Raw genomic sequence first — 7,714 nt, forward strand, 5'->3', positions numbered from 1 at the left:
TAATTTTAAAAACCATCAGGGTAATGGTTCAATTGAAAGGTAAATAACCTTTATATAATTGATTATCTTACTGATTCATTTTAAAAATAGATATCCAAAATAGCCAATAAGTTTGCTATAATATCCCAGGATTGAACGATTTCTTGTAAACTTGCATATCTGCTGTGTAACGAATGCAGCAATTGATCGTCATATTCTCAATATGCAGCACCACTTACCCGGAACAACTACAGATCATCAGTTATTAGAATTGATGCGCAAGGATAACCGGGCGGCGTTTACCGAATTGTATAACCGTTACTGGGATAAGCTGTTTACCGTGGCCATGCACCGTCTGGATGATGAGCACGAAGCAGAAGAGGTGGTTCAGGAAGTGTTTTTGAGCCTTTGGCAACGCCGCTTATCCATACAGCTTACTCATACCATGAATACCTATCTGTCGGTTGCGGTTAAATACAGGATCATTAATCACCTTGACAGGCAGTATCGCAAAAAACGGCATATAAATCATCTAACCATCAGCTCACCACAGGGGGAGGATAGTACCAACCACTGGTTATCAGAAAAAGAGCTCAGGATGCAACTGGAGCGGGGAATTAGCAACCTGCCCGAAAAATGCCGGATAGTTTTCCTGTTAAGTCGTGATGAGCAAAAAACCAATGCCCAAATTGCCGCCGAATTGAACATTGCAGAGAAAACCGTAGAAGCGCACATGACCAAAGCCYTAAGCACGCTTCGTCAAACCCTAAAGCTGTCTGTACCGGTGCTGATTTATCTGCTCCATAAATAATTTGTAAAAAAAACAACAATTACAGCGGTTTAACATATGTGAATTTTCTTTTTAAATGAGACTGTGTTTTCACTTATAAACGAGATTGCACTCTACACCATTAACTTGGTTTTTGATTTTAAGGAGCATGATGATTTGCGGTTGTTGAAAACAAATCAAAGCTATAACAAGGTCATTTACTGAATTTCGCTATTACTTTTTCTACCCGTTTGCGTTTCGTATCCTTTTCAATATCATCCAGGCGGGATATTAGGGTTTTAACAAAAATGCCTTTGTTATCGTCATTGATCACCGGTATCGCGAGTTCTGCGTACATCGGCAACTGGTTAGTCGGGCTGTTTAACAATTGTTCATTTAACAAGGTGAAAGCATCGTTCGCATAGGTTTTAAATGCGCAAAGACTTACTAAGATCCTGACCGCATAATCCTTAGTGATCACAGAGCCGCTGTCTGCTGCCGCTACGATCTTGACCAGGTTCTCCTGTATGGTTTTAGGATATTCCTTTACAATCGCATAAAGCGCAGTCATCGCACCCCATTGCAGCCGGTTATTTTTATGATTAAGCAGTTCCACAAATGTTGGCGCATAACTTGCAATCAATACAGGTTTCCGCTCGCCAACCTCATATAACACCTTGATGCAATCATTTTGAATGGCGGCACTTTTATGCTGTAAGCTTTCGATAAGTTCCTGAACGGAGCCCTCATCGTTATTTTCAGCTACTTTCTTTGCCAATTCCTGATTGGGTACCTCGTCCCGGCGGCCCAGCGAGGAGGCTAATTGCGCAATGATGCTCATTTTACCTTAAATCTCCACATTTTTTGCAAGTGTTTTAAACCTTACGCCGTTTGCCTGCACTACTGTGATCGATACATGCCCTGTCTTCCCGGTTTTTATATCTCTTACCACGCCAGATTTTCCAGCATGCGTGCCGCCAATAACTTTGCATTGAGCGCCGTCCTTTAATTGTACAGCTGTCATTTATCTTTTTTTATCAATATTAAGCTATATCCTGCTTCTTTACAAGTTGAATACAGGGTAATTAATGCTATTATGTCCGCATTAAATTAATTAATATTTTTTTCATTTACCACTAAGGGTAAACCGTACAATAGCTGACTATATCCGTAAAGACACTAAAAGTTAAATGGACAATAACGGCTTTAATCCTGAAGAACTGGCGCATAAATGGCTTAAAGGATCACTTACACCCGAAGAAGAGTTAAGGTTTGAGCAATGGTATGCTGATTTTAATGATGAAGAGCTATTGCTTGCTGATAGTAAATATACATCGGTAGATGAGATCAGGACAACCATCTTAGACCAGATTACCGCACAGATAGAAGAGCAACAGGTTCCTAAAGTAAAAAAAATATATCCTTTATGGCGCAATATAGCCGCTGCCGCGGCCATTGTACTTGCCATAGGTCTTGCTGCATTTTACCGGGTCCCGCTGTTAAACATGATTGACCCTGTTAAGCAAGTACAATTATCAAGCAACCCGGGGCAATACAGGCAGATCTACCTGGCAGATGGTACACATGTATGGCTCAGTCCATCAACCACCATCAGTTATCCTGAAAAATTCAGGGGTGAGCTGCGTAATGTTAGTATTGAAGGAGAGGCCTATTTTGAAGTGGTACATGATGCCGGCCATCCTTTTGTTATTYAATCGGGAGCTGTAAAAACTGTAGTACTGGGAACCAGTTTTGATATACAGGCTTACCCGCGAGCTATTGCTATTGAAGTAACCGTAGTGAGCGGAAAAGTTGGGGTATCGGCAAATACAGGCAAGCAACCAGAGATGGTAACCGCCAACCAAAGAACGGTATACCAGAAAGCTACAACCACTCTTTTTAAGGAAAACTACCCAAATGCTGCCAAATTCCTGAATCAGCGTAAAGGCATTTTTGATTTTAAAGGCGCATCCCTGCAGGAAGTAACCCGTGAACTGGAGACTCAATACGGCATCCAGATAAGCCCGGCTCCCGAATTAGCAGGAAAAGCCTTTTATGGCCGCTTACAAACCACCGCCCCGCTTAACCGCACGCTCGATAAGCTATGTGCCGTTATGGAAACCCATTGGGAAAAACAAGGTGGAACTTACCTCTTGCATCCCTAAAATAAACATGAATTACTTACCCCAAAACAACTGACAATAAATAACTATGAAATTTTAATTCTGCCCCTGCACACACCTATGAAAAAGCCCGGTTCAGGGAAACCGAACCGGGCATGTATTTAACGTTTTAGCCTGCCAATGCCTTCGAAAACTATGGCCGGTTATTATTAAACCCCTTAAAGTTATGAAAAAAAACGGACCGATAAGGCTCCCTAACCTGATTTACTCCTTAATGAAGTTACACCAGTTTTTAAGAATATTTTTCTGTATCACAGCCCTGACCTTAGTAGGTCACCTGTCTGCCTTCGCTCAATCGCCGTTGGATAAAACGGTTACTATCAGTTTTAATAATGTACCACTCAGGCAGGCGCTTGATAAGCTTACCGAGGCCAGTGGCGTACGTTTTACTTATAATGAAGCAGTTGCTGCCAGCAGTGTCAAATTAACTGTTAATGCAAAGGCACAAAGCCTGAGGCTGGTACTTGACGCGGCCCTGGCCGCATATCCTTATAGTTATGCTGAACTTGATCAGGATATCCTGATCCGTTATGACGCGGCAAAGCTAAAAAAGCCCGGCGCCGGCCCGGCGGCAAAACCGGCAGCAGGAAAACACACCATAAGCGGAACTATTACATCAAAACAGTCTGGTGAAACCATCATAGGCGCGAGTATCCGTGTATCATCTGGTACGCAGGGAACTTCAACCAATAGTTATGGTTTTTACTCGCTAACCTTGCCGGCAGGTGATCAGGAATTGGTGATCAGCGCGGTAGGGCAAACAACCGCTACCATACCCGTAACGCTTAACGAAGATAAAAAGCTGAATATAGCGCTGGAAGATAATGCCCGGGAGTTACAAACCGTAACTATAACCGCCACACAAAAAGGCGCCCGCGATTTAAAAAGCCCTCAAATGGGTGTTGAAAAATTAAGCATCAAGGAGATCAATGATGTTCCGGTATTACTGGGCGAGCATGATGTGATAAAAACCATACAGTTATTGCCGGGTATCAAATCTGCCGGGGAAGGCAGTGGCGGCTTTTATGTACGCGGCGGAGCTGCGGATCAAAATTTGCTCATGTTGGATGAGGCCACGGTTTATAACGCATCGCACCTGCTTGGCTTTTTCTCCACCTTTAATTCAGATGCTATCAAGAATGTAAGTGTTTATAAAGGCGATATGCCGGCACAATATGGAGGCAGGCTATCGTCGGTAATAGATGTTAAAATGAACGATGGTAACAATCAGAAGTTTGGTGTGAGCGGTGGGGTAGGCGTGATTGCCGCCAGGTTGAATGTCGAGGGACCTATCCAGAAGGGTAAATCATCGTTCCTGATCTCGGCACGACGTACTTATGCAGATGTATTCCTGAAATTCGCGAAGGATACCAACATTAACCGTAGCCAGTTATATTTCTATGACCTGAATGCCAAGGCAAATTATGTGCTGGGGGATAAAGACCGTTTGTATATTTCAGGTTACTTTGGGAAAGACGTGCTGTCGGTTGATAATGTGAACGGCATCAATTGGGGCAATACTACAGGTACACTGCGCTGGAATCACATTTTTAACAACCGGTTTTTCTCCAACACTTCGCTCATTTACAGTAATTATGATTACGAGATCAAGCTCAAGCAGGATGTGAACAATTACAATATCACCTCGCGTATCCAGGACTGGAACCTGAAGGAGGATATGCAATATGACATCGGCGGCGACCATACTTTAAGTTTCGGTATCAACAGCGTTCATCATACCATTAAACCGGGCGAAATATCGGCCACCGGTAATTCAGGTATCGTATCGCAGGAGTTGGAAACCCGGTACTCCTGGGAAAACGCGGCCTATTTAAGCGATACCTGGAAAGCTACCGACCGTTTTAGCCTCACCTACGGGGTACGAGTATCTGCCTTTAGCATTATGGGGCCAGGTACCTATTACAATGTAGATGCCGACGGTAAAATAACCGATTCAAAATATTACGGCTCAGGCCAGGTGGTTAAAACTTACGTAAACCCCGAGCCGCGTGTGGCCGCGGCTTTCCAGCTTAATGACATAAGCTCGGTTAAGGCATCTTATGCCCGTAACGCGCAAAACCTGCACCTGATCAGTAATTCAACCCCAGGATCGCCTACAGATAAGTGGGTGGCCAGTACCAACCTTATTAAGCCCGAACTGGCCGACCAGTTTTCGGTAGGTTATTACCGGGATCTGTACGATCACAAGTATGAGCTAACCGTTGAGACCTATTATAAAAAACTGCAAAACCAGGTCGACTATCGTAATGGTGCCAATATATTTACCAATCAACCCATAGAAACCCAATTGCTTTATGGTAAAGGCAGGGCCTATGGCGCCGAATTGCTCATCAAGAAAAAAGCAGGCCGTTTAACCGGCTGGATAAGCTATACACTCTCCAAATCAGAGCGCCTGATTGATGGTATCAACCAAAACCAATGGTACAACGCCCGACAAGACAGGACGCATGACCTGGCCGTAGTAGGCATATACAAACTAAACGAGAAGTGGACGCTATCTGCCAATTTTGTTTTCTATACCGGCGATGCGGTTACTTATCCCAGTGGTAAATACCAGATCGACGGTGCAAACTACTATTATTATACCAACCGTAATGGCTCAAGGATGCCCGCCTATCACCGGCTTGATCTTGGGGCTACCAAACAGTTAAAGAAAACCAAAAAATATAGTTCCGAACTAAATTTTAGCTTATATAATGCCTATGGCAACCGGAATGCCTACCGCATATTTTTCAGGGATAACAAAGATGATCCCAACAGAACAGAGGCTGTAAAAACTACTTTATTTACTTACGTGCCCTCTATTACTTATAACTTTAAATTTTAATTACCATGTATACTATACGTTTTTCTGCCTTATTCATACTGCTGGCTCTCTTCAGCTCCTGCGAGAAAGCGATAGACCTGAATCTGGAAAACAGCGACCCAAAATACGTGATAGAAGGCGTTGTTACGAACGAGGCCGGAGGAGCCAAAGTGTTATTGAGCCAGTCTAAAAAATTCACCGATGACAATACTTTTATCGGCATAAGCGGCGCCCAGGTTAGTGTGGAGAGTGATGGCACGGTTTATTCTTTCGAACCTACCGCTACCGGTGTATATCAAAACAGTACACTGACAGGTATCCCTGGTCACACTTACCATTTAACTGTTAAAGTAGGCGATAAAACTTATACATCGGCAAGCACCATGCCCCAGCCGGTAAGTCTCGACAGTATTTATGTGGTGAATGATGAATTTGCGACCAATAAAGATGGCAGCAAGATGCGCTTAGCCACCGTAAAATATAAAGACCCGGCGGCAGAAGAGAATTATTACAGGTTTGTACAATACATTGATAACATAAAGGAGAAAACCGTTTTTGTTGATGAGGATGAGTTTACCAACGGGCAAACGGTGAACAGCCGGCTCAACTATAACAATGATAATGACGACCCTGCCCGCGAAATCAGGACCGGTAAACAACTGATGGTTGAAATGCAGTGTATTGACGCCGCGGTTTATAAATACTTTTTTAGCCTTACTACGGGCGCTTCTGGCGATGGCAATAACGCCGCCCCGTCAAACCCGATGAGTAATATTTCTGGAGATGGCCTGGGCTATTTCAGCGCTTATACCATAACCCGTAAGACAATCACCGTACAATAATATTGTTAGAAATTTTATAATGAACCAAAAGGCTCCTGATTCAGGAGCCTTTTGGTTTTAAAAAGCCTGGAACGCCACCTTATTGCCTGACCGGAGTTCTATCTTTTTTACAGAACCGGTTCCCTGGAAATAATACCCCATACCAACAATCTTCATCTTTTTAGCAGGCATGGGCGATTCATAGGCCAGTTTATCATCAACATAGTACTGAATTTTTGAAGAGGTGCTACGGCAGGTAACCTTAACCCATTCCGACTGGTCAGTGCCAAAGCCCGAGAAATCGGTTTTTTTGCCCGATACCATGTTTTGTCCGTCCAATAAATTCAGGTCAGATACACAACCCTTTGCAGATAAGGGGATAATTATCGGGACCTGATCTGTAATAAGTGAAATATTCATAAACCGGCAGGTAGCGGCACCCTCGTAATAACCGTTTTTAAGCTCAACGCTAAAAGAAAAATCATTGAGCGGCACGGGTTCAAAGTTGCCTACATTATAAAACTCAACCATAGGCGGCTGAGGCTCAAGCTCAATATTCTTTTTCAGGATGGTTGATACCGGAAGCCCCATAACATCCTGGTTAATATATTCGCTCTTATTAAGGTAAACAGGCATGGGCTTATGGGCTATTAAACCCAGCCAGCCGTTGGTAGCGATCAAGAGCGGTAGCTCCTTCACTATCTGTTTATTGACCACTAATTTAGCATGGTATGAGCCTGGCCTATAGTAAACGGAGGTATGCTGGTGCAAGTTTTTATCAACCAATGTACGGGTTTGCGGATCCCAGCTTTGCTGTATAAAAATTGAATCAGTAGGAGCGGCTTTGGCGTTATAACTGAAGATGACTGAATTGGGGATGTCACGTGTAACGGGTTTGTAGCTAAATGTATAAGAACCTGGTGCAACCGGAGCAGGCTCTTTTTTGATGTACATGGCTATAAGCGTAGTGGCAATAATAGCAATAATGATCAATGCGGCTTTTAATCTCCAACCGGTTTTTTCTTTTGATGGTGCAGGAATGTTTGGACTATCTTTTACTGGTATTTCTGCAGGCTTATGCTGCCGTGTAAATGTTCGCCAGTTTTCGAACCCGGCAAATTGGGCCAGGGTATCC

Annotated in this window: 7 protein-coding genes; 4 read left to right on the plus strand and 3 right to left on the minus strand. The window is 43.5% G+C overall.

Going from position 1 to position 7,714, the window contains the following annotated elements; genetic code table 11:
• Window positions 1-202: 202 nt before the first annotated feature.
• Window positions 203-790: an RNA polymerase sigma-70 factor gene (locus AC1DRQ_RS28135; protein WP_477428932.1), complete on the plus strand. Its 588-nt coding sequence runs from the start codon at window positions 203-205 to the stop codon at window positions 788-790.
• A gap of 172 nt (window positions 791-962) precedes the next feature.
• On the opposite strand, the gene AC1DRQ_RS28140 is transcribed toward AC1DRQ_RS28135, so the two are convergent.
• Window positions 963-1,589 carry a hypothetical protein gene (locus AC1DRQ_RS28140; RefSeq protein WP_477428934.1) on the minus strand — a complete coding sequence of 209 codons (627 nt, stop codon included), beginning with the start codon at window positions 1,587-1,589 and terminating at the stop codon, window positions 963-965.
• A gap of 6 nt (window positions 1,590-1,595) precedes the next feature.
• Window positions 1,596-1,772: a KOW motif-containing protein gene (locus tag AC1DRQ_RS28145; RefSeq protein WP_477428936.1), complete on the minus strand. Its 177-nt coding sequence runs from the start codon at window positions 1,770-1,772 to the stop codon at window positions 1,596-1,598.
• A gap of 166 nt (window positions 1,773-1,938) precedes the next feature.
• On the opposite strand from AC1DRQ_RS28145, the gene AC1DRQ_RS28150 reads away from it, so the two are divergent.
• The 3 genes from AC1DRQ_RS28150 to AC1DRQ_RS28160 all read left to right on the plus strand — a co-directional run bounded on the left by AC1DRQ_RS28150 (window position 1,939) and on the right by AC1DRQ_RS28160 (window position 6,600).
• Window positions 1,939-2,913: a FecR family protein gene (locus tag AC1DRQ_RS28150; RefSeq protein ID WP_477428938.1), complete on the plus strand. Its 975-nt coding sequence runs from the start codon at window positions 1,939-1,941 to the stop codon at window positions 2,911-2,913.
• A gap of 184 nt (window positions 2,914-3,097) precedes the next feature.
• Window positions 3,098-5,779: a TonB-dependent receptor gene (locus tag AC1DRQ_RS28155; RefSeq protein ID WP_477428940.1), complete on the plus strand. Its 2,682-nt coding sequence runs from the start codon at window positions 3,098-3,100 to the stop codon at window positions 5,777-5,779.
• A gap of 5 nt (window positions 5,780-5,784) precedes the next feature.
• Window positions 5,785-6,600: a DUF4249 domain-containing protein gene (locus tag AC1DRQ_RS28160; RefSeq protein ID WP_477428942.1), complete on the plus strand. Its 816-nt coding sequence runs from the start codon at window positions 5,785-5,787 to the stop codon at window positions 6,598-6,600.
• Between the two features lie 57 nt (window positions 6,601-6,657).
• Here the strand turns inward: AC1DRQ_RS28160 and AC1DRQ_RS28165 are convergent.
• Window positions 6,658-7,714: hypothetical protein (locus tag AC1DRQ_RS28165; protein WP_477428944.1), on the minus strand; the 1,057-nt coding region annotated here is incomplete at its 5' end.

It is taken from the genome of Mucilaginibacter sp. P4_E8, from assembly GCF_056401495.1.

Bases quoted from the DNA above. Each gene is read 5' to 3' on its own strand.
- AC1DRQ_RS28145 (WP_477428936.1), bottom strand. From the start codon at position 1,772: ATGACAGCTGTACAATTAAAGGACGGCGCTCAATGCAAAGTTATTGGC.
- AC1DRQ_RS28155 (WP_477428940.1), top strand. From the start codon at position 3,098: ATGAAAAAAAACGGACCGATAAGGCTCCCTAACCTGATTTACTCCTTA.
- AC1DRQ_RS28140 (WP_477428934.1), bottom strand. From the start codon at position 1,589: ATGAGCATCATTGCGCAATTAGCCTCCTCGCTGGGCCGCCGGGACGAG.
- AC1DRQ_RS28160 (WP_477428942.1), top strand. From the start codon at position 5,785: ATGTATACTATACGTTTTTCTGCCTTATTCATACTGCTGGCTCTCTTC.